Raw genomic sequence first — 24158 nt, forward strand, 5'->3', positions numbered from 1 at the left:
TAGGGTGATTAAATGAGTGAAAAATATTTAAAGGACTTTAAAGTCATAAATTATTATGCTGGAATTATTATATTGGGAACAATTTCATTAATGATTATACCTATCATCGTAACTATTTTTTATAAGGAGTGGAGTTCGCTTGTAGATTTTATTCTTGCTTTATTTATTGGATTATCTATAGCCTTTTCACTGATTCTTTCGGGAAAAGAGGAAAAAGAAAATAACAAAATTGAATGGAAACACGGTCTTATAATTGCATCATATTCATGGTTGATTCTAATGCTTTTGTGTGCCCTTCCTTATGTTTTTAGTGGACATGCAAAATCTTATATAGATGCTTGTTTCGATGTGATGAGTGGCTTTACTACAACTGGAGTATTTCTTATGCAGGATCTAGATCATATGTCCCTTGGACTTAATATGTGGAGACATATACTAACATTTGTAGGTGGGCAGGGCATGGTTGTATTAGCTTTATCAATACTAATTAAAAATTTTTCTGGTGGATATAAGATGTATGTAGGTGAAGGAAAAGATATTGGACTTTTACCTAATATTAAGGGAACTACCAAGGCCATTTGGAAAATTAGTATAATATATTTAGTAATTGGTACGGTAGCACTTACAATTAATGGTTTATTTATAGGGTTATCACCATCTAATTCATTTATGCATGGACTATTTATATTTGCGTCAAGTTGGAGTACAGGTGGATTTGCTCCAATGTCTCAAAATATATTGTATTATCATAGTTTTTCATATGAATTAATTACAATGGTTTTGTTCATTATTGGTTCATTAAATTTTGGTCTTCATTTCGCAGTTATAAAGGGTAAGAGAAAGGAAATTTTTAAAAATGTTGAAGCTCAAAGCTTTTTTATAACTTCTTTTATTCTTACAGGATTATTAGTTATGTTCTTATCAAAGACAGGAGTATACACAGATGCTGTTTCCCTATTTAGAAAGGGTGCTTATCAGCTCTTATCTGCACATACCACCACTGGATTTGGCAACCTTTATGCCAGGCAACTATTATTCGAATGGGGAGATTTTGCAATTTTTATTATGACAATAGCAATGCTCATTGGAGGAAGTGCATGTTCAACGGCCGGTGGATTTAAGGGACTAAGGATGGGGATTATCTTTAAGGGAATAATTGCAGATATAAAAAGAGTTCTTAGTTCTGATAGAAAGATTTTAACTACAAAAGTTCATCACATTAAGGATATAATTTTAGATGATAGTTTAGTAAAATCATCAATGCTTATAATACTTTGTTATATTGCTATGTTTATTTTTGCAACTTTACTTGGAACATATTATGGCTACTCACTTGTAGAATCAGCTTTTGAGGCAGCTTCTATATCTGGAAATGTTGGATTATCTATAGGTGTAACTTCTATAACTATGCCTATACCATTAAAGATTTGTTATATCATTATTATGTATCTAGGTAGATTAGAGTTTATTTCAGTATTTGCATTAATAGGGTATTTTATAGGAGGAATTAAAAAGTTATGTGTAAGATACAAAAAATAATGTTAATTGTAATTATTACAGCGATTTTTTCTTCATTTCCAGTATTAGCTAGTGAGGCTATAACTTCTGTAAGTGAGCTTATTGATAACGGTTGGGAATATGACTCTAAAAGTATAAATATCCAAGGTGAGGCTATTGGTGAACTTTTAGAAAGGGGGAAATATTCATTTGTTAATATAAATGATGGAACCTCTGCCATAGGTATTTATTTAAAGACTACAGATGGCGAAATGATTAAATCTTATGGAAATTATCATAAGATTGGAGATTCAGTAAGAATTACTGGGGTTTTCAATAGAGCCTGCAAAGAGCATGGTGGTGATATGGATATTCACTGTGATTCAATACAAATAGTTTCAGATGGCTATGAAAGGACTCATGACATTAACAAACATAAGATAATTTTAACTATCGTACTGATGCCTTTTGTAATCTATGGAACAATGAAGACTTATGGAGTAATTAGAAAAAATAATAAAGATTAGGTATGAGTAATTAAAGAGAAAAACCACATCAGTTTATATGTGTTTTTTCTCTTTTGTTATTCCTCAACATTTCCTAGTTTACGTTGATTTCTTCTGATTTTTAATTTTTGCATCAATCTACTCAAGGTAGATACTAAAATAATTCCAACAGCTATAACTCCTGCTAAAGAAAGAGTTTCGATTCCATTATTTAAGGAACCAAATACATTACCTTCAACTGCTTCAAAAACTGTATAATACATTCCACTTCCAGGAACTAACGGAATAAGAGAGCAAACTAAAAATAATGTTACAGGATTTTTTAAAACTCTAGAGAAGATTTCAGCATAGATACTGATGCTTATAGATGCTATAAGCATAGCTAAGATGCTAGAGTTAGATAAGTTCATAGTAAGGCTGTAAAAAAACCATCCAACGGCACCTCCAAGGGCTGCAAAGAACAAGTTTTTATCCCTTACATTAAAGAGAACTCCAAAACCTAAGGAAACAATAAATGCATATATAACTTGCAAAAACATTTTACATCCCTCCTATAATAGACATCCATATTTTGAAACTAAAAGCAGCTCCAATAGCAATGGCTCCAGCTATCATAATAGCTTCCAGAGTTCTTGAAAGGCCTGAAAGTAAATCTCCAGCTATGGTATCACGAATAGCGTTAGTTATAACTAAGCCTGGAACAAGTAACATAATTGAACCAATAATTATTTCATCTTTATGAAATATGGGATTTATGTAAGAGAAGAAAAGTCCAATTATAGCGGCTAACGCACCACCTGCCACATTAATGAAAAATTCATTAACGCTTAAACGAGATAACATAGAAGATAATAAATTAATTAAAATTCCTACACCAAAGGCTATAATGAAGTCACTAAAGCTACCACCAAAAAGTAAGGTAAATGTACCAGTAGTTACTCCAGCAAAAAAAGTTTTTATGCTGTTAGAATATTTGGGAAAGCTGCGTATATATTTCAATTCTTTTCTAAGTTCATCTAAAGTTAAAGGATGACTTTGTATTTGTCGAGATAAGTTATTAATTAAAGCTACTTTTTCTAAATCTGTGGCTCTAGAAGTAATTCTCTTAATTATGGTACTATTCCTACCGTTTTCATCCATAGTGGAGGTGATTATTGCTGTAGGAGATACAAAGCTTTCCGCATTATCTATGCCATAAGACTTACATATCATATTTATTGTTTGTTCAACTCTGTAGGTTTCACCACCATTTTCAAGCATTATTTTTCCGGCCTCTGCAGCCAAGTTTACTATATTATCAGTAATCATAATGGTACTCCTTTTGTTATATTAACAATATCTTATTATTAACATTCATCAAAGATATTATAGAACAAAAAATAAGATAATGTATAATTGTTAGAATAATAAATTTATTATATTACAATATTGTGTTAAATTTATTATATAGGCAAATATTATAAGGTTACAATAATCAAGGGCAACTTTCAATATGATATTGTTTTCAAGTTTAGGGTCGATTAAAGAGATAGCTAAGGGGGATTTTATGGATAATGTAAATATATTATTAGAAAGTCTAATTAGTAACTTAAAAGAAGGAATTCACATAGTTGATAGTAAAGGAAAGACCATCTATTATAATCATGCCATGGAAAACATAGAAGGCATGAAAAGTGAAGATGTTATGGGAAAGGAAATTCAAGAGTATCTTAGGGATATAGAACACTCAACTATATTAGAAAGTTTAAAAAGTGGACACACCTATAGAGATACTTTACAAAACTATAGTAATGGAGCAGGTAAGATAATAACCAGTGTAAACTCTACTATTCCAGTAATGGTAGACGGAAAAGTTGAAGCAGTAATTGAGATAGCTAGAGATATGACACAAATAAAGAAATTAAATGAAACTATATGTCAGTTAGAAAATAAAAGTAAATCAAAGAAAAATTATTATACCTTTAATGATATTATAGGAAGTAGTAAGGTGTTAAATGAAGAAATTTTAAAAAGTAAAAGAGCTAGTATATCTAATTCTTCAGTACTCATATATGGAGAAACTGGATGCGGTAAGGAACTATTTGCGCAAGGTATACATTATGAAGGAATAAGAAGAGACAAGCCTTTTATAGCTATTAACTGTGCAGCTATACCAAGTGCACTGTTAGAGGGAATGCTCTTTGGAACGGTTAAAGGTAGTTTTACAGGAGCAGAAAATAAAAAAGGGCTTTTCGAAGAAGCTCATAGAGGTACTATTCTACTTGATGAAATAAATTCTATGGATCCCTATTTACAATCAAAATTATTAAGAGTACTCCAAGATGGATATATAAGACCACTAGGAAGTAATAAGATTATTGATGTAGATGTAAGGATTATTGCAACAATAAATGAGGAAGCAGACAAACTTATAAGAGAAGGAAAGCTTAGAAAAGATTTTTATTATAGATTGAGTGTAATTAAAGTAATGATACCACCACTTAGAGAACGTAAAGAAGATATAAGCCAGTTATGTGATTTTTTTATAAACTATTATAATGGTATTCTATATAGAAATGTAAAAGGAATTAGTGAAGATGTTATGGAGGGATTTTTAAACTATAGTTGGCCTGGAAACGTAAGAGAACTTAAGAATAATATAGAAAGTGCTATGAACATGGTTGAAGATGGAGAAATACTAACAAAGGAGTGCTTTGGTAATAAGATTAATTCTGTAGTAGAAGTAACTGCAGAAGAAGGATTTAGAGGAGATACCCCTTTAAATGAATATATAGATAGTCTTGAAAAAAATATAATAGAAAAAAGCTACAAAAAGAACAATAAAAACATAACAAAAACTTCAGAGGAATTAAAAATATCAAGGCAAAATCTTCAATACAAACTTAAGAAGTATAAATTACTTTAGTTAACTATTTTTTCTGAGGATATAATATGAAAAATATAAACAATATGTTAATAAAAAGAATTAATTAAATATTAAAAATATTTAGAAACATATATGCCTAAAATTCGGCAAAGCGTATGCAAATAATTTTGCATACGCTTTTTAAGTGGATAGAACCTAAGTAAATATAGAAAAATTTTTTGCGGTAAATTTTTAAAAGTGATGAAATTATATACATTTAACCTATTTAAAGTTATGAAAGTATCTAAATAATGTATTTTCTTTGGCATGTGAATTGCTCTAGTAAAATATAGAATATATAAAAATAATTTAATCACGAGGGGGATTTTACAATGGAAAATGTTAAGGTAGCAATTTGGGGCTTTGGAGCTATGGGAAGTGGAATGGCAAAAATGCTATTAACTAAAAAAGGTGTAGACATAATAGGGGTTTGTGATATGCACCCTGCTAGAGCCGGAAAAAGTATTTTTCAAGTTTTGGGAGTAGAAAGAGGAGATAGGGAAGATGTAATAATAAAAGCTAACATAGATGAAGTGTTAACAGAAAAATGCTGTGATATTTGTTTATGTGCAACAGATTCTTTCACAAAAAATGCTTTTCCAAAGTTGAAATCTGTACTTGAAAAGAAAATAAATGTTATTTCTACAGCAGAAGAAATGTCTTATCCTCAAGCTAAAAATCCTGAACTAGCTGCAGAGTTAAATAGAGTTGCAAAGGAAAATGGAGTTACAATTCTTGGAACAGGTATAAATCCAGGATTAATCATGGATTTACTTGTTGTATGTTTAACAGGTTGTATGACTGAAGTAACTCATGTTGAAGCGAAGAGAGTAAATAGTTTATCACCATTTGGACCAGCTGTTATGGAAGAACAAGGAGTTGGGATGAAGATTGAAGATTTTAATGCAGGAGTTAAGGATGGAAGTTTAGCAGGACATGTTGGATTTATAGAATCTGTAAATATGATAGCTGATTCTATGGGCTGGAAAGTTGATAAGTTTGAACAACAAATGGCTCCAATAGTAACTACTGTAGATAGAAAGTCACCTTATGGCTTTGCAGCTGCTGGAGATGTTGCAGGTGTTAATATGACAGGTCAAGGATATGTTGATGGAGAAGTAAAAATAGATATGATTCATCCACAGCAAATAGAACCTGAAATGGAAGGTACATTTACTGGAGATTACATCACAATAAAAGGTATACCAGAAGTTAATATGTCAATTAAGCCAGAGGTTGATGGTGGACTTGGAACAATTGCTATGTGCGTTAATATGATTCCACATGTAATTAATGCAAATCCAGGATTAAAAACTATGATAGATTTACCAGTACCAAGGGCTATAATGGGAGACTTTAGAAATTTCATAGATAGATAAACTTATTTAATTATAGATATTTACTTCGGAGGTGAAGGTGTTGATTAAGAAGGGCACATTTATTGAAATAGAAACAGTAGTATTACAATGTGAGGATAGATCACCAGCAATTCCAGACGATACAAAGGAAACTCCACTTAAAATGTGGGTTAGGGGTTTCGTAAATTCAGATTGTGAGCTGGGTGATGAAGTTGAAATCACTACAACTATTGGAAGAACTATGAGAGGTATAGCTAAGGTGGTAGAACCTTCATATTCTCATAATTTTGGTAGCTATGTAAGTGAAATAGCCTATATTGGAAAGCAAGCTAAGGAAATGATTTTCAATAAATAGTTATACAGAAAGTAGGTGATTGATATGAATAAGTATGAAGAGGTTATGAGCAGAAAAAATCAAATTATGATTAAGTCTGTAGGAATGGATTTTGACAAATATGAAAAGGGAAGTATAGCTTTTGATTATGAAGCAATGATGAGAGATATAGGATATTCCCTAAGTGATATTATGAAAATTCAACGAGAAGTGGGAGTTGGAAATACACCTCTCTTAGAATTAAGAAATATTACTGCCTTGGCAAGAAAGGTATCAAAGACTGGAAAAGCAGCTAGGATATTTGTTAAGGATGAAAGCTGTAATCCATCTGGAAGTTTTAAAGATAGAAGAGCATCCGTATCTGTGTATGATGCTAAGGAAAGAGGCTATAAGGGTGTTGCATCAGCTACTTCTGGAAATTATGGAGCAGCAGTAGCATCTCAAGCAGCTATGAAGGGATTAAAATGCACCATAGTTCAAGAATGTTATGACTCTAAAAAAGTAGGACAACCAGAGATTCTTGAGAAGGGCAGAAAATGTGAATGGTTAGGGGCTGAAGTTTTACAATTAACAGTAGGACCAGAATTATTCTACACATATTTGCAGACTTTAGAAGAAACAGGTTTTTATAATGCATCCTTATATTCTGCTTATGGAATAGCTGGAGTTGAAACTTTAGGTTATGAGATAGCTACAGAATGTAGAGAGAGATTTGGAAAGGATCCAGAAGCTGTAGTAATTACCCATGCAGGTGGTGGTAATGTTACTGGTACTGCAAGAGGACTTATAAAGGCAGGAGCAAATAATACAAAAGTTATTGGAGCTTCTGTAAATTTACAAGGTCTTCATATGGCAAGTGATAAAGCCTTTAATAGAAAATCCTTCACTACTGGACACACTGGATTTGGCATTCCATTCATGGTATGGCCAGATAGAAGTGACGTACCAAGAAGTGCAGCAAGACCTCTAAGATATTTAGATAGATATGTAACCTTGCCTCAAGGGGAAGTGTTCTACATGACTGAGCTTTTAGCACAGCTTGAAGGACTTGAAAGAGGACCAGCTGGAAATACTTCTTTAGCAGCGGCCTTTGTCATAGCTCAAGAGATGGAGGATGATGCAATTTTAGTAGTTCAGGAGACTGAGTATACTGGTGCTGGAAAGCATATAGTTCCACAATTAACCTTTGCAAAGGAAAATGGAATTAAAGTGCTTAGAGGTAATCCAATGGATGAAGTTCCAGGAGAAAATATTATACTTCCAGAGGATCCATCTTATTTGCAAATAGATAATAAAGAGCTAGATGATTATAGAAAATCACTAATTAAAAACACAGTAAAACTCTTAAAAGAAAAAGAAATTGGACAGGTAGATTTAGATTTCTTATGTGAGGAAACAAAATTTAGAAAAGAAACAGTAATAGATATTCTTAAAGAATTTGGGGTTAATGTGAAATAGGGTTAATAAGTAAATAGGGTAAAGATAAATAATGTGTGAAATAATAAAAAAACCATTAGGGGGAGAGAAGTAGTGAAAAGAGAAGACGATTTTGAAATAAGAAGAAAACATTTAGAAAGTTTAAGTGATGAAGAATTATATGAAAGGTTTTGGAAATTGACAGAAGAAATAGTAAATCCTATGGTGGATTTAGCATATGGAAATACCTCATCCTCTATAGAAAGGTCAGTACTTCTTAGAATGGGCTTTTCAAGCATAGAATCTCAAGCTATAGTTCAAGAAGGCTTAAAAGCAGGACTTCTTGGAAAAGGTATGGGAAACGTAGTTTTAAAATATGCAAAATTAAAGAGTGTGCCATATTTAGAAGCTGGTAGAGAACTTGGAGAAGGAAAAGGCTGGAATGAAGTAACTAATTTGTTTGTGGGGGGATAAATAATGCTAGATATAAATAAGAAAATAGATGTAGCAGAAATACTTAAGGACTTAGATAAGTATGAACCTAAAAGAAGAGGTTGGCATTGGAGAGAAGAATATAAAGAGCCAATGGGAGAGTTTGAATATAAGGAGATATCAAAACCCCTAAAAAATAGTAAAGCACTTCCATCAGCAACTAGCTTTGCTAATATAGACCCTCAACCAAAAGCTGTAATAACTTCAGAAATAGCTTCAGGAAGATTTGAAGATGATATTAGAAGAATGAGAATGGCAGCTTGGCATGGTGCAGATCATATAATGGTTATAAGAACATCAGGACAAAGTCACTATGATAGTTTAATTGAAGGAAGTCCAGAAGGAACTGGAGGAGTTCCAATAACTAGAAAAGAAGTTAGAGCTACAAGAAAAGCTCTTGATATGATAGAGGAAGAAGTAGGAAGACCAATAAATTTCCACTCCTATGTATCAGGGGTCGCAGGTCCAGATATTGCTGTAATGTTTGCAGAGGAAGGAATAAATGGAGCTCACCAGGATCCTCAATATAATGTACTTTACAGAAACATAAATATGGTTAGATCCTTCGTTGATGCAGCAGTAGCAAAACATATAATGGCATGGGCTGATATTTTACAAATAGATGGAGCACATAATGCAAACGCAACTGCAATGAAGGGTTATAAGGTAATGCCTGAACTTATGGTTCAACATGCTATAAATTCAAAATTCTCTGAGAAGGTTGGTATGAAACAAAGCAATATATCACTATCTACAGTACCACCAACAGCACCACCAGCTCCATGTTTAAGATATGATTTACCTTATGCTGTAGCACTTAGAGACTTATTTAAAAACTATAAAATGAGAGCACAGATGAACACAAAATACATGGCATCTTGTACTAGAGAAGCTACAGTAACCCATTCACTAAACTTGTTAATATCTGAACTTACTTCAGCAGATATTCAAAGTACAATCACTCCTGATGAAGGAAGAAATGTACCTTGGCATTATAATAATATCCATGCTGTAAATACAGCTAAGCAAGCTTTAATTGGTATGGATGGCTTAATGGATATGATAGAGCTTAAAAAGGATGGATATCTTCCAGAGAAGGTTAGAGAACTTAAGGAAAGAGCAGTATTATTCCTAGAGGAAATGATTGAAAATGGTGGATACTTCAAAGCTGTAGAAGATGGATTCTTTGTAGATTCAGGAGAATATCCAGAAAGAAATAGTGATGGTATTGTAAGAAAGATAGATGGAGGTATTGCTGTTGATACAGTAGTTCCAAGAGATAAAGAATACTTTGCTCCAGTATGTGCTCACTTTGGATATAATAATGTTCCAGAAGAATATAACAAACCATGCGATGCAATAGATGAATGTACATTATGTAATCATAGCAAAATAGTTTATATAGATGAACTTGATGAAGAAGATAATGTTAATGTAAGAATGGCTAAAAATAGTAAAGAGGAAGGAACTATAATTCCAGAAGTAGAGTGGAAGAACGATGGATATGTATCTACAACATTATTCCTAACTGAAGAGGAAAATATAGCAGAGGCTGCAGCCCTTGAAATAGGAAGACGAATGAATTTAACTGATGTAGAAGTTATTCATAAACAAGTTATGCAAGATGCAGAAGGTACTTTAGTAGAAATCAAAGGTAGAGTAAGCTTTGCAATTAAAAAAGATGAACTTAAGATTCCAGAAAAGCAAGAGCTTTTACCAGATGATGTAATGAGAGATTACGTTAAGAATAATCCTATTAGAGTGGTAGCTGCTACTGTTGGAGAAGATGAACATTCTGTTGGGCTAAGAGAAATTATAGATATTAAGCATGGTGGTATTGAAAGATATGGTATAGATGTAGTATATCTTGGAACTTCTTGTCCAGTAGAAAAATTAATAGATGCAGCTATTGAAACAAAGGCTCAAGCTATAATAATGAGTACTATTATCACTCACAATGATGTACACACTAAGAACATGCAAAAGATTCATGACCTATGCATAGAAAAAGGTGTAAGAGACAAATTCATAATAGCTTGTGGAGGAACTCAAGTAACTAATGAGATTGCTGTAGCTAATGGTATGGATGCAGGCTTTGGTAGAGGAACTCATGGAAATAATGTTGCCTCCTTTATCATTGAAACCTTAATGAAAAAAGAACAATAATAATTTCAAGATTTATTATTAGATAAACTAGATTAAATAATAAAAAATATATGATATTTATATAAAGTACTGGGGGTGTCTCAAATAATTAAACTAAGTTTACCTTAAGGATAGATTAATACTTAGTAAAATTTTGAGGTATCCCCTTTAAACTAGGAGGGAAGCTATGAGAGTTGAATATTTAATAGCGGAAATCGGAAGTACAACCACTGTAGTAACAGCCTTTAATTTTAAAAAAGGAGTTGAGGTTGTAGGACAAGGTAAGGCCTTTACTTCTGTTTTACAAGGTGATGTAACTATTGGACTTAGAAATGCAATTAATGAAATGGAGGAACAGCTAGGAGAATCCATTGAATATGACAGAATGATAGGTACTAGTAGCGCCGCAGGAGGATTAAAAATAACTGTTCATGGATTAGTACAAGATATGACAGTTAAAGCTGCAAAGGAAGCAGCCCTAGGTGCAGGCGGAATTATAAAAATGGTTACAGCAGGTAGGCTTAGAAGAACGGATATTAAAAAAATAAAAGAAATAAATCCTAATCTTATAATGATTGCAGGTGGTACAGACTATGGAGAGAGAGAAACTGCCTTAGACAATGCTGAGATTATAAGAGATGCTGAGCTGAATATCCCTGTAGTTTATTGTGGTAATATAGCTAACCAAGAGGAAATAAAAGAGATTTTTGAAGGTAGAGAACTTTATGTAATAGATAATGTATATCCTAGGGTAGATGAACTAAATGTGGAGCCTGCTAGGGGGATAATTCAAGATGCTTTTGAAGTAAATATTGTTAAAGCCGGTGGTATGGATAAAATTAAGGAAATGGTGGATGGAGCTATAATGCCAACTCCTGGAGCTGTAATGGAAGCTACAAAGTTACTCTATGAAATAATCGGTGATGTAATAGTGGTGGATGTTGGAGGAGCTACTACAGATGTTCATTCCGTAACAGAAGGTAGTGTGGAAATTTTAGATATATTAGTCACTCCAGAACCAAAAGCAAAGCGTACCGTAGAAGGTGATTTAGGGGTATATGTAAATAGAGAAAATGTATTAGAACTTTTACAATATCACGAGTTAGAAGGAAGAACTAAGGATAGTATAAGTAGTTTCATTAAGCCTATTCCAACTACAGAAGAAGAGAAATATTGGAGTAGGGTCCTTGCTCAAAAGGCTGTAAACACTGCCATAGATAGACATGTAGGGCAAATTAAAAGAGTATACAATTCAGGAAGAAAGTTTAGTGCCTATGGAAAGGATTTATCAATGGTTAAATATATCATAGGTACAGGGGGTGCTCTAACTAGGTTAGGTAAAGGCAAGGAAATGCTAGAGAGTATAAAGGATGTTAAGGGAGACATTACTATGCGTCCCACAAAAGAGGCAAAGGTACTCCTAGATAATATGTATATCATGGCCTGTGCTGGAGTTTTAAGTAGAGAAAATAAAGAAGCTGCAATAGAATTGCTTAAAGCTAGTTTAAATTTATAATGACAAATTAGATTTTTAGTTTCTGTAAAGGAGGAGAGTTAGAGAATGGAAAAATGTTATTCAGAAGTAGAATTAAATCAAGAAAATTTAACTTATAATATTGCCCTTGAACAAGAGTTATGGAAAGAAGAAGTAAAGGATAGATATCCTAGAATTGAAATTGATTTAAATAAATTAACCTATAATACTAAATTTTTATTAAATATGTGTAATGGAAAAATGATAGACATCGCTGTAGTAACTAAGGTGTTTTGTTCACACCCCGATATAGTTCAAGGTGTTTTAGATGCAGGGGTAAAAACCATAGGAGATTCAAGAGTGGCTAATTTAAAAAAGATAGCAAATTTAAATTGTGAAAAGCTACTTCTTAGAATTCCAGCTCTTAGTGAAGTAAGAGAAGTAATCATGTATAGTGATATTTCCCTTAATTCAGAGATAGATACAATTAAGGCATTATCAAAGGAAGCTATAAGAGCTAAGAAAACTCATAAAATAATTTTAATGGTGGATTTGGGAGATTTAAGGGAAGGTGTTTTAGAGAAGGATGTACTAGAAATGTCCAGGGAAATTATTAAATTGCCTAATATAAAGCTTATGGGGATAGGAACAAATTTAACTTGCTATGGAGGAGTAATACCTGATGAAGTAAATTTAGGAAGGTTGCTAGAAATAAAAAACACCATAGAAGAAGAATTAAATATTAAGATACCTATAGTATCAGGAGGAAATTCTAGTAGTTTATATATGGTAATGAATAAAACTATTCCAGAAGGAATTAATAATTTAAGACTTGGTGAATCAGTGGTTTTAGGAAGAGAAACTGCTTATGGAAGAGATATTCCAGGAATGTTTAAAGATGTGTTTACCTTAAAGGGTGAAATTATAGAAATTAAGGATAAGCCATCTGTACCAATAGGAAATATTGGAATGGATGCCTTTGGAGAGGTTCCAACCTTTAAGGATAGAGGAACAATAAAAAGAGCTATAATTTCAATGGGAAGACAAGATGTAAAAATTGATGGAATAACTCCTAGAGATGAAAAAATAATAATATTAGGTGGCAGTAGTGATCATCTTTTATTAGATGTAACGGAAAGTGAAGCAGACTACAAAGTTGGTGATATAATTTCCTTTGATGTAGATTATGGAGCATTATTATCTTCAATGACCTCCTCCTATATAAATAAGTGTATAATGTAAATAAAAAAATAATTTTAAGGAGAGATTTAAATGGTTGATTTTAAATTATTTACTGAAGACTTAAATGTAGCAATAAGGAATCTGCATGAAAAAGGTGCCTTTTTAACTGTAAAGGCTGGAGATGAAGTTAATACTATGACAATAGGTTGGGGAAATGTTGGCTTCCAATGGGGAAAACCTATATTTACAGTACTAGTGAGAAAGCATAGACATACCTTTTCTATTATAGAAAAAGCTGATAACTTTACTGTAACAATTCCTCTTGATGATAGCTTAAAGGAGGAAATTAAATTCTGTGGTACTAAATCAGGAAGAGATTATGATAAATTTAAGGAATGTAATTTAAAACTAATTCCAGCTAAAACTGTAGATACTCCAATAATAGAAAAATCTAATGTATTGACTTATGAATGTAAAATAGTTTATAAACAAGAAATGAATCCAGAGTTTTTATCTGATTCAATAAAGAGCTCAAGCTATCCAGCAGAGGACTATCATGTATTATATGTAGGTGAAGTAGAAGCTTGCTATAAACTATAAAACTGTATTTTAAATTGAATTAATAGCTTCCTATATAAATATTTGTATAGGAAGCTATTTTTATATAGAACTATAAAAATAGTTAACTATGAAGCTATAAAACTATATAACTAGTTAACTATTTGTTCTATTCATGCGGGTTTCAGGGGTTTACTATATAATACCAGCAAAAAATAATACCAGTGAAAACACACTGAAAGTTCAAGGATTATTAAGCCATTTTTATAATTATAAACTGCTAAAATAAGTTAATATAGCTATTTGTATAACAAGGATAAGAGGAATACCAATAGTGAATTTTTTATGCTTAGTTTTATGTCTAAAAGTGCTCATACCAGCTAACATACCAATGGAACCTCCTATTATAGATATACATATAAGAGCTTTTTCACTAACCCTCCATTGTCTTTTTATAGCCTTCCTTTTATCTATTAACATTATAAAAAATCCAATAAGGTTTATTACTACTAAATATAAAATAAGATTATTAAACATAAGACCTCCTAAAGTATTTATATATTTAATTTATATTATATAAAAATAAAAAGCAATAAGGATATATTTAATTTAAGTTCAAAAATAAAAAATAAAATAATAATTAAAAACCAAAGAAAATAGAGTATAATTAGTATGGAATTTAATTTTTTTATGTATGGGGGATAATTTAATGGATGCAGTAAATCAAGTTTTAGTTCTATCCATTATGATGGTTATAGGAATATATGCTAGAAAGAAAGGCTTTATAGATGATAGAGTAGAGAAGGGATTAAGTGCAATATTAATCAATATAACTTTACCATTAATGATCATAAATAGTTTTTGCTTAGAATTTGATAAAGCTATTATGGGAAATGCTATAAAGATATTCTTCTATTCCATAGTTATACATTTGGTGTTACTTATTTTATCAAGATATATTTATATTAAGGCTAGTGATAGAAAGAAACCACTACTTATATTTACAACATCTTTTTCCAACTGTGGATTTATGGGTTATCCAGTATTAAACAGCATATTTGGAGAAATAGGAGTGTTTTATGCTTCAATTTTTACTATGGTATTCACTGCTTTAGTGTGGACCGTAGGGGTATCTTTGTTTACAGGGAAAATATCTATGAAGGAAGCTAGTAAGAGCATTTTAAAGAATCCATCCATATGGGCTGTAATTATAGGAATTATAATATTTGTAGGTCAAATTAAACTACCCTTTGCCATTAACTCAACGGTAAAAAGTGTAGGAAATATGACGACTCCAATATCTATGATAATCATTGGCTCTATGCTTTGTGGTTCTAACATAAAGGAAATGATAGGAGATTTTAGTTTATACTATTTATCTATTGTTAGACTAATTTTAGTTCCTATAGCAACATATTTTACTATGAATATGTTTAGTATAGATTCAATGTTGGTAGCTATATGCACTTTACTTATGGCTATGCCAGGAGCGGTGGTAGGACCTGTAATTGCATTATCTGCTGGTGGAGATGGTAAGTATGGCTCACAGTGTATATTTATAACTACACTTTTATCCGTAATAACTATTCCACTATTTATATATTTAGTAAGATAATTAATTATATAGGTAATAGGTTTTAATGATTTAGCTATTTTAAATAAGTATAGAAGGGAATGTAAATTATATATGTTTGATTTAGATGATTGCATTGCATTTATAACAAATAAAAGTGCAAAGAAATTAGCTGACGAATTTAATAGAAGATTACAAGAGAATGGTACAACTAGAGTACAATGGATAGCTTTATTTTATATAGGTAAAGCAGGAGAAATTTCTCAAAAAGAACTTTCGGATTATATGGATATTAAAGAGTCTTCAATGGTAAGACTTATAGATAGAATGGAAAAGGAAGAGTTAGTGGAGAGAAGAAAGGATTCAGAAGATAGAAGAATAACAAAGATAATATTAACCGATAAAGGTAAATTTTTAAAAGAAGAACTTATGCCTAGAGGCCAAGAGTTCCAAGATGATGTATTAAAGGGAATATCGAAAGAAAATTTAGAGATTTTTAAAGAAGTTTTGCAAAGGATGATAGATAATATATGTTAGCTATTGACAATACCACCCCATGGTGGTATTTTTATATCATAAATACTTGTAGTGCTAACTATTGCACTAGCAACTATTAAATGATATGGGGGTATAGATATGAAAAAAGATGTAAGAGAAATGTTAAATGACTTTATGAACGGACTTGGTGAATTAGGCGAAACTAATGGAGAGAATGTTAACGCTTTCATGGGGCTGTTAGGTAAGACTTATGAAGAGGGTGCATTAGATACTAAAACAAAGGAATTAATTAGTGTTGGAATTGCTGCATATAACAGATGTGAATATTGTATAGTTTTCCACGTTTACAAAGCTTTAGAAGCAGGAGCAACTAGAGCTGAAATAATGGAAGCTGCTATGGTATCTGTTGCCTTTGGTGGAGGTCCTAGTATGGCATATTCTGTAACTTTATTAAAAGATGCCGTTGATGAATTTGAAAAAGATTTTAACTAAATAAGATTTTAAATTTAAGACCTTGAGTATTATACTCAGGGTCTTAAATCCAGAATCTTAAACTAATATATATTTGGTATTAAAGGAGAGGTTGAAATGGATATTAAGTTGGAAAGTCTATCAGGAAAAAGCAAGTCTGCTAAAGTAGGCAAAATTAATATACAAGTTGGAGAGAATGTTAAGTTAAATGATGTATTGTTTCAGCTAGAAACAAATAAAGGAAATTCACCTGTAAAAGCTAAAGGAAGCTATAAAATTGAAGAAATAAAGGTTACAGAGGGACAAGAGGTAAAGGTTGGAGATACATTACTTATAGTAAGTGGAGAAGCTTTAGCAGAAGAAACTAAAAAAGTTGATTACTTTGGTAGCTTAATAAAGGGTAAAAAAGAAAATTTAAATATAGACCTTTTAGTAATAGGTGCAGGACCAGGAGGATACGTTTCTGCTATATATGGAGCTAAAAAAGGTTTGGAAACTATAATAGTTGAAAAGGATAATTTAGGAGGGACTTGTCTTAATGTAGGATGTATTCCTACAAAATCTCTAGTTAAATCTGCTGAAGCATACAATGAAGCATTAAATGGAGAAGAATTTGGATTTGAAATAAAAGATATAAAGCTAGACATGAAAAAGGTCATAGCTAGAAAAGATAAAATTAGAAATAATTTAGTTGGTGGCATCGACTATTTATTAAATAAAAATAATATAAGACTTATTAAGGGAGAAGCATCTTTTATAGATAACCATAAGGTATTAGTGAAAAAAGGTAAAGATGAGTATACTATTGAAGCTAAAAATATCATTATTGCTACTGGTTCTAAAATATCAAAAATAAGTATCCCAGGCATAGAGCTACCTTTTGTATTAAATAGTACAGAAGCTCTTAGTAACACAGAATTACCAAAATCAATTACTATAATTGGTGGTGGAGTTATTGGTATGGAATTTGCATTCCTTTATTCAAATTTTGGTGTTAAAGTAAACGTGGTTGAATACGAAAATAGAATTCTTAATATGGTGGATTTAGATGTTTCTGAGGAAATACTTGATATAGCAAAATCAAAGGGCATAGGTATATATACAAGTTCAAAGGTTACTAGAATTGAAAAATCTGAATCAGGTGAAGGTATAGTTATATTTGAAAATGAAGGTAATGAGAAGCTTTTAGTTTCAGAAAAGGTATTAGTTGCAATTGGAAGAGAGCCTAATATGGAAGGACTAAATCTTGAAAATACTGATATAAAGTTAAATGATAGAAATAGAGGTATAAAGGTTGAGGATAATTTAAAGACAAATGTGGAAGGTATATATGCTATTGGAGATGTTAATAGCAAGATCCAATTAGCCCATGTAGCTTCACATCAAGGAATTGTAGCAGTAGATAATATATTAGGAGAAAATAAAGAAATGAAGTATGAATGTATTCCTAATGTAATATTTACAGCTCCAGAAATTGCTTCAGTTGGTCTTACTGAAAAACAATGTATTGATAAAAATATGAATATAAAAATAAGCAAGTTCCCTTTTGCAGCCAATGGAAAAGCCTTAACTATGGGTCAAGAGTACGGATTTATTAAAATAATAAAAGATTTAGATTCAGGTAAAATGGTTGGAGGGTCAATAATAGGTCCAGATGCTTCATCACTGATAAGCACTCTAACTCTTATTATTCAGCAGAATATTTCAGAAGAGAGCATAGCAGAAACTGTATTTGCACATCCAACTACAGGTGAAGGTATACATGAAGCAGTATTAGGATTATCTATAGGAGCAATACATTATAATGAATAAAGTAATTATTTCAAATGAAGTTAATCCTTATTATAATTTAGCCCTAGAAGAAGAATTGTTAAAAAATATAAAGTCCGAAGAAACCATATTATATCTTTGGCAAAACGAAAATACTGTAGTTATTGGAAGAAATCAAAATCCTTATAAAGAATGTGATTTAGATTATATGAAAGAAAACCATGTTACATTAGCTAGAAGAATATCTGGAGGTGGAGCAGTTTTTCATGATTTAGGAAATTTAAACTTTACTTTTATAACAAAGGAAATTGAAAGTAATTTAGATAAACAACTTAAGGTTATAAAAGGTGCTGTAGAGTCCTATGGTTTTAAGGTTGAGTTTTCAGGAAGAAATGATTTACTTTTGAATAATAGAAAGTTTTCAGGGCATGCATTTTATTGTGAAGATGGTAACTATTTTCATCATGGTACTCTTATGATTGATGTAGATATTACTAAACTTGAAAAGGTTCTTACTCCATCTAAGTTAAAATTAAAATCTAAAGGCATAGAATCAGTAAAGAGTAGGGTTATAAATTTAATAGAGGTTTGTAGTGAATTAAATGTAGACAATTTAATTCAGTCATTGGTAAGTTCCTTTAATAATGTTTATGGAGATTTACAAAACTCATATATTTATAATATGAGTAGTTATGTACCTAAGTTATATGATAAATACTCTAGTAGGTTGTGGAATTATGGTGAGAGTCCACAATATGATGTAGTTCTCGAAGAAAAAACTGTTATAGGCAATATAGACATAAATTTATCAGTGGAGTCAGGGAAAATAGTAAAGGCTAAAATATTTTCAGACACTTTGGAGAATATAAATTTAGGAAAAGTTGAAGAACAACTTATAGGCATTATATTCGCTAGAGATGAAGTTGTAAAATTAATAGAGGACTATGTAAGACAGGTATCAGAAAAATATGTATAAAAATATTTGTATAAACCATAATATTCTTAGGCTAAAATATATATACCTCATCTAGATAAGTCAAGAAAATTTAACATTTTTAATATGGATTATATTTTAATGATATAATCCATATTTTTATGTAAAATAACCTTGGTAATTAAAAATAATGTAGGGTATAATATGTATATTGTAAATATAGTAGCTAACAAATAAATTATTGCTAATATATTAACAGTATATTTATTATTGTAAAACTATGGAGGATTATAGCATGAGAACAATTTATAAAAACCCTAAGGAATTAGGTGCTTGTTTAAGAGATATTGTAGATTTATACAGAGATGATTTAATGACCTATGAAAAGTTATCAGATAAGGTTATTAAAATTGTAGATTCTAATGTAGAAAGATTCTTTAAAAATGGAGATGTTGAAATAAAGATTGCAAATATTCTAGAGGAAGATAGAATAGCAATTATAAAAGATATATTAGATAAAAATAATTAAAAAATCTTATTATAAATTTATAAAAAAAAGATGAGCTTTATTGATTAAAATAATGTAAGCTTATCTTTTTTATTTATCATTAAAAAAATAAGAATATAAAAATATACAAACATTTATATAGAAAGAGTTGTGTATACTAAAGTTAATATATTAAATTTAATTTATATATAGAAATGTTAAATCCGTGTTAAATAATCAGGTTTTATTACAAAATCTATTTAACAAGGTGTATAAATTATATATGATATATGAAGGAAATCAATTACAAAAAACTAAGTATAAAATTATAAGATATTTATTTCAAGACTTATAGACTGGAGGTTATTTTATGGAAAGTCTTAAAATTTTAAAAAAAACTAAATTTAGTGAAGTACAGGTATTAGCCCTTGGGTTTTTTATAGTAATTTTTATTGGAGGTACAATATTAAGTTTACCCATATCATCTGCTAGTGGAGAGGCCACAAATTTCTTGGATTCAATATTTACAGCTACATCTGCCACCTGTGTTACAGGGTTAGTTACAGTAGATACAGGTACTCATTGGAACCTATTTGGACAGACGGTTATTATGATACTAATTGAAATCGGTGGTCTTGGATTTATGTCTTTTGCCACTTTTATATCTGTACTAATAGGAAGAAGAATTACTTTAAAGAGTAGACTATTAATGCAAGAAGCAATGAATACCTTTAATATTCAAGGATTAGTAAAAATGCTTAAAAAGGTTATGTTATTTACTTTTATAATACAGTTTATAGGAGCATTAATACTATCCACTCAGCTCATACCAGAGTTTGGTGTAGCTAGAGGTATATATATTAGTATATTTAGCTCTATATCTACCTTTTGCAATGCTGGTTTTGATTTATTTGGAAATTTTAATAGTTATACAGCATATTATGATAATTCTATTATACTATTAACTGTAAGTGCATTAATAGCTATTGGAGGGTTAGGTTTTATTGTATTGTTAGAGCTTTATAATTATAAGAGTACAAAAAAGTTATCTTTACACGCTAAGGTAGTACTATTAATAACTACTATATTAATAGTAGGAGGAACTATAGTAATGTTTATTCTGGAGTATAATAATCCTAATACCATAGGAAATATGAATATTAAGGACAAAATAGTAAACTCTATTGTAGCTTCCATAAGTCCGAGGACAGCAGGAATTAACAGTGTACCAATAGATAAGATGACTACAACATCAAAATTTATAACTGTAATACTTATGTTTATTGGAGGTTCTCCAGGTTCTACAGCAGGAGGATTAAAAACATCCACCTTTGGTATAATTTTATGCACAGCTATTTCTGTAATCAAAGGAAAAGAAAATGCTGACATATTCGGAAGGACCATTCCAAGAGGATTACAATTAAAAGCAGTTACTCTTTTAATAATAGGAATGGGATTAGTAACCACAGTCACTATGGCACTTACTATAGCTGAACCTAATGAAGCCTTTTTGGATGTATTATACGAAGCTACATCAGCCTTTGGAACAGTAGGATTAACTACAGGTGTAACTCAAAGGCTCAGTGAACCAGGAAAAATTATAATTATTATGTTGATGTATTTAGGAAGAGTTGGTCCACTTACTGTAGTAATGGCTCTAATTAGCAGAAAGAAAGGTACTAATTACAAGTATCCTGAAGGAAAGATATTGATAGGATAAACACATTTGTGAAATATTAAATAAAAAAACTATTTTATATATAGGAGGTTAATATGGTATGGATAATAAATATATGAAAAGAAGTAAGGAAGAGTTGAAAAAAATATTAACCAAGGAGCAATATAACGTAACTCAAGAAAATGGTACCGAGCTACCTTATAAAAATGAATACTTTGACTATTACGAAGAAGGTATTTACGTAGATATAATAACAGGAGAACCCTTATTTATATCTAGTGATAAATTTAACTCAGGATGTGGATGGCCAGCTTTTTCCAAGCCAATAGATAGAGATTTTATTAAAGAAAATATAGATAAAAGTCATGGAATGGTCAGAACCGAGGTAAGAAGTAAAAATGGAGATTCCCACTTAGGTCATGTATTCTGTGATGGACCTGAAGAACTAGGTGGATTAAGATATTGTATAAATTCAGCTTCACTTAAATTTATTCAAAAGGATAAGATGAAGGAAGAAGGGTATGAAGAGTACTTAGATTTACTTGATAAATAAATATACAGATGAGAGTATGGCATTAAGATGTGATTAGATGGATTTATCTATTTAATCACATCTTTTTCTATGTTTAAGAGATTAAATGTGGAAATCTATGGTTGTATTTTAAGGAGAAAAATGTGAAAATAAAGCTATGTTACAAAAAGTCTTAATAAGGAGGGATATAGATGTTTTGGTTTTCAGAAGATAGTAAGAAGGTAGATAAAAATCTTTCAAAAGAAGATGAATTACAGCAGCTAGTATGGAATTTTTTTATGAACAAAATTCCTAAACTAGGTTTTGAACAGAGAGAAGGACAAGAAGATATGGCGTTAGATATATGTAACGCTATAGCTGACAGACAACATACTATAGTGGAAGCAGGAGTAGGAATAGGGAAATCTTATGCATATATAGTTCCCTTACTTTATTATAATAAACTTTTTAATAAACCTGTATTAATAGCTACGTCAACTATAGCTCTGCAGGAGCAACTAATTAAGGATGTAAAAAAAATTTGTTCTTATATTAATCATAAACCAGAAATAGTTTTAGCTAAAGGCATGACTCATTTTGCATGTAAAAGTAGAGCCGATAAATATTTTAAAGAGATTAATAGGAAAGATTTTAATGATAATCTAGAAATACTATGTAATTACATAAATAATGGAGTAGTAGATAGAAAAAATATAAAATTAGATGTAGATAATAATATATGGAACAATGTGAATGTAAAGGCAACAGATCATAATAGGTGTGAACATTATAATAATTGCAGTTTTATGTCTCTAAGAAGAGATATGTTAAATACTGATGGCATAATTTTATGTAATCAAGACTTATTAACTGTACATTTTCAAAAGTTAAAGAAAGGTCAAAAGGGGCTTTTAAATGAGAAAATAGATTTAATTGTTATAGATGAAGCTCATAATTTGGAGGAAAAAGTTAGAGCATCTTTAATAGAAAGCTATAACAAATATAAAATAAAATCTATTTTAGGAGATGTAATTGAAACCATAAAAATATCAGCTATAAGAAGAGAGAGTTACGAAAATTTTAATAATATAACTCATATTTTGAATGTTATTTTTAATAAACTAAATAATCAAGTAAAAAAACAAATTAACTCATCACTTAAGGGTGAAGAAATGGAAAAGTATTTTATTGGTATAGATGAAATACGAGAAGAGCTTTTACTTTTAAATAGTAAAATTGATTTAATAAATTATAAAGTACAATTTTATAGTGATGATAATTTATGTGAAGAAGTATTCGAAGAGCTAGAGAATCTTCAAGACTTTATAAAAAGTTTGATATCCATAAAGAGCAGGGATTTATTTTGGTTAGAAAATTTTAATGATATTCATATATTTGCATGTCCTAAAAATATAAGTAAGGAGATAAATTCTTTATACTTTGATAAGTTAAAAACTACTATATTAACTTCAGCAACTATTGCAGATAAGAGTCAAGGTAGTGAAGAAGAGAGGTATGAGTATTTTATTAAAAGTACAGGATTTCCAACTAGTACAGGATTTTTATCAACACCAAAACCATCACCTTTTCCGTACAATTACAATGCCATGATATATTATACAGAAAATATGCCTCATCCAGTAGAGGCGAGAGAAAGGTTTATAAAATTGGGGGCAGAAAAAATAGTAAGGCTTCTGAATATTACAAAGGGAAAAGCCTTAATTTTATTTACATCTAAAAGTGATCTAAAGGAAGTTTATGAGATATTAAAACATAAAAATTTAGAATATAGGCTTTTAAAACAGCAACATATGTCCTCTCAGGATGATATACTTGAAGAATTTAAAAAGGATAAGAATTCCGTATTATTAGCTACAGGAACATTTTGGGAAGGAATAGACGTGCCTGGAAAATCACTATCAAATTTAATTATATTTAAGCTACCATTTCCGGTACCAGATCCAATTATAGAATATAAAAGGACTTTATCAGAAGATTTTTTAATGGAGGTAAGTGTACCATTAATGATAGTAAAACTTAGGCAAGGAGTAGGAAGGTTAATAAGAAAGCATGATGATAAGGGGATAGTGGCAATCTTAGATTCTAGAATTGGTGAATTGTCTAATAGCCCGTATAAAAATATAGTGTTTGATTCCCTCCCTATTAAAAATAGAACTAATGATATAAGAGAAATAGAAAGTTTTTGGATGAAAATGGATGAATAGAGCTTAAGCAAGATATAGAAAGGAAGTTATTCTATATCTTGCTTTTTATTATAAATATCATGAAATAACGACTTAAAGCACATTAACAGTAACTTGAAAATAATTTATATAAGTAATATAAATTAAAGTATATGGTTATATATT

The 24158-nt window shown here is 30.5% G+C and carries 23 protein-coding genes; 20 read left to right on the forward strand and 3 right to left on the reverse strand.

Annotated features, from left to right (window positions below; all coding sequences use genetic code 11):
- Nucleotides 1-12 precede the first annotated feature (12 nt).
- Together IO99_RS14005 and IO99_RS14010 are read left to right on the forward strand one after the other, a co-directional pair.
- Nucleotides 13-1539: a TrkH family potassium uptake protein gene (locus IO99_RS14005; RefSeq protein ID WP_035134495.1), complete on the forward strand. Its 1527-nt coding sequence runs from the start codon at nt 13-15 to the stop codon at nt 1537-1539.
- Nucleotides 1518-2024, forward strand: a complete 507-nt coding sequence (locus IO99_RS14010) for a hypothetical protein (protein ID WP_051824146.1) — start codon at nt 1518-1520, stop codon at nt 2022-2024. Before IO99_RS14005 ends, IO99_RS14010 begins: the two co-directional genes overlap by 22 nt.
- A 56-nt stretch (nt 2025-2080) precedes the next feature.
- Here the strand turns inward: IO99_RS14010 and IO99_RS14015 are convergent, their stop codons facing one another.
- Both IO99_RS14015 and IO99_RS14020 read right to left on the reverse strand, forming a co-directional pair.
- The gene (locus IO99_RS14015) at nt 2081-2542 is read right to left on the reverse strand and encodes a threonine/serine exporter family protein (protein WP_035134497.1); all 462 of its coding nucleotides are present in this window, start codon (nt 2540-2542) and stop codon (nt 2081-2083) included.
- 1 nt (nt 2543) lies between these two features.
- Entirely contained in the window at nt 2544-3311 is a 768-nt protein-coding gene (locus IO99_RS14020) for a threonine/serine exporter family protein (RefSeq protein ID WP_035134500.1), read from the reverse strand.
- Between the two features lie 238 nt (nt 3312-3549).
- Between IO99_RS14020 and IO99_RS14025 the strand changes: the two genes are divergently transcribed.
- The 9 genes from IO99_RS14025 (at nt 3550) to IO99_RS14065 (ending at nt 13909) form a co-directional block, all read left to right on the forward strand.
- Nucleotides 3550-4908, forward strand: coding sequence for a sigma-54 interaction domain-containing protein (locus tag IO99_RS14025; RefSeq protein WP_035134502.1), 1359 nt, complete (start codon nt 3550-3552; stop codon nt 4906-4908).
- Nucleotides 4909-5240: 332 nt separating this feature from the next.
- Complete coding sequence (ord, locus tag IO99_RS14030) at nt 5241-6287, forward strand: 2,4-diaminopentanoate dehydrogenase (protein WP_035134504.1); 1047 nt, start codon at nt 5241-5243, stop codon at nt 6285-6287.
- Between the two features lie 37 nt (nt 6288-6324).
- On the forward strand, nt 6325-6621 hold the full coding sequence (gene ortA, locus IO99_RS14035; RefSeq protein WP_242844134.1) for a 2-amino-4-oxopentanoate thiolase subunit OrtA: 297 nt from the start codon (nt 6325-6327) through the stop codon (nt 6619-6621).
- A 24-nt stretch (nt 6622-6645) separates the two neighbouring features.
- Complete coding sequence (gene ortB / locus IO99_RS14040) at nt 6646-8058, forward strand: 2-amino-4-oxopentanoate thiolase subunit OrtB (RefSeq protein WP_035134508.1); 1413 nt, start codon at nt 6646-6648, stop codon at nt 8056-8058.
- Nucleotides 8059-8130: 72 nt separating this feature from the next.
- Nucleotides 8131-8490 carry an ornithine aminomutase subunit alpha gene (locus IO99_RS14045; protein WP_035134510.1) on the forward strand — a complete coding sequence of 120 codons (360 nt, stop codon included), beginning with the start codon at nt 8131-8133 and terminating at the stop codon, nt 8488-8490.
- A 3-nt stretch (nt 8491-8493) separates the two neighbouring features.
- Nucleotides 8494-10674: a D-ornithine 4,5-aminomutase subunit OraE gene (gene oraE, locus IO99_RS14050; protein ID WP_198028597.1), complete on the forward strand. Its 2181-nt coding sequence runs from the start codon at nt 8494-8496 to the stop codon at nt 10672-10674.
- Between the two features lie 166 nt (nt 10675-10840).
- Nucleotides 10841-12169, forward strand: coding sequence for a GlmL-related ornithine degradation protein (locus IO99_RS14055; protein WP_035134514.1), 1329 nt, complete (start codon nt 10841-10843; stop codon nt 12167-12169).
- 45 nt (nt 12170-12214) lie between these two features.
- Nucleotides 12215-13369, forward strand: a complete 1155-nt coding sequence (gene orr / locus IO99_RS14060; protein WP_084178192.1) for an ornithine racemase Orr — start codon at nt 12215-12217, stop codon at nt 13367-13369.
- Nucleotides 13370-13399: 30 nt separating this feature from the next.
- Nucleotides 13400-13909, forward strand: coding sequence for a flavin reductase family protein (locus IO99_RS14065; protein ID WP_035134516.1), 510 nt, complete (start codon nt 13400-13402; stop codon nt 13907-13909).
- A gap of 228 nt (nt 13910-14137) precedes the next feature.
- Here the strand turns inward: IO99_RS14065 and IO99_RS14070 are convergent, their stop codons facing one another.
- Nucleotides 14138-14404: a DUF1294 domain-containing protein gene (locus IO99_RS14070; protein WP_035134518.1), complete on the reverse strand. Its 267-nt coding sequence runs from the start codon at nt 14402-14404 to the stop codon at nt 14138-14140.
- 172 nt (nt 14405-14576) lie between these two features.
- Between IO99_RS14070 and IO99_RS14075 the strand changes: the two genes are divergently transcribed.
- The 9 genes from IO99_RS14075 to IO99_RS14115 all read left to right on the forward strand — a co-directional run bounded on the left by IO99_RS14075 (nt 14577) and on the right by IO99_RS14115 (nt 24014).
- Entirely contained in the window at nt 14577-15482 is a 906-nt protein-coding gene (locus IO99_RS14075; RefSeq protein WP_051824149.1) for an AEC family transporter, read from the forward strand.
- 72 nt (nt 15483-15554) lie between these two features.
- Complete coding sequence (locus IO99_RS14080) at nt 15555-15977, forward strand: MarR family winged helix-turn-helix transcriptional regulator (RefSeq protein WP_035134522.1); 423 nt, start codon at nt 15555-15557, stop codon at nt 15975-15977.
- 99 nt (nt 15978-16076) lie between these two features.
- Nucleotides 16077-16430, forward strand: a complete 354-nt coding sequence (locus IO99_RS14085; RefSeq protein WP_035134524.1) for a carboxymuconolactone decarboxylase family protein — start codon at nt 16077-16079, stop codon at nt 16428-16430.
- A 96-nt stretch (nt 16431-16526) separates the two neighbouring features.
- Complete coding sequence (lpdA, locus tag IO99_RS14090) at nt 16527-18221, forward strand: dihydrolipoyl dehydrogenase (protein WP_035134526.1); 1695 nt, start codon at nt 16527-16529, stop codon at nt 18219-18221.
- Nucleotides 18214-19155 carry a lipoate--protein ligase gene (gene lplA / locus IO99_RS14095; RefSeq protein WP_035134528.1) on the forward strand — a complete coding sequence of 314 codons (942 nt, stop codon included), beginning with the start codon at nt 18214-18216 and terminating at the stop codon, nt 19153-19155. Before lpdA ends, lplA begins: the two co-directional genes overlap by 8 nt.
- Nucleotides 19156-19408: 253 nt before the next feature.
- Complete coding sequence (locus IO99_RS14100) at nt 19409-19642, forward strand: TIGR04540 family protein (protein WP_035134530.1); 234 nt, start codon at nt 19409-19411, stop codon at nt 19640-19642.
- Nucleotides 19643-19970: 328 nt separating this feature from the next.
- A complete protein-coding gene (locus IO99_RS14105; protein WP_035134532.1) occupies nt 19971-21320 on the forward strand; it encodes a TrkH family potassium uptake protein in 1350 nt (449 codons plus the stop codon).
- A 58-nt stretch (nt 21321-21378) separates the two neighbouring features.
- Nucleotides 21379-21831 carry a peptide-methionine (R)-S-oxide reductase MsrB gene (gene msrB, locus IO99_RS14110; protein WP_035134535.1) on the forward strand — a complete coding sequence of 151 codons (453 nt, stop codon included), beginning with the start codon at nt 21379-21381 and terminating at the stop codon, nt 21829-21831.
- A 170-nt stretch (nt 21832-22001) separates the two neighbouring features.
- Nucleotides 22002-24014, forward strand: coding sequence for an ATP-dependent DNA helicase (locus tag IO99_RS14115; RefSeq protein WP_035134538.1), 2013 nt, complete (start codon nt 22002-22004; stop codon nt 24012-24014).
- Nucleotides 24015-24158: the final 144 nt, after the last annotated feature.

The organism is Clostridium sulfidigenes (genome assembly GCF_000732635.1).
GTDB classification, from domain to species: Bacteria; Bacillota; Clostridia; order Clostridiales; family Clostridiaceae; genus Clostridium_J; species Clostridium_J sulfidigenes.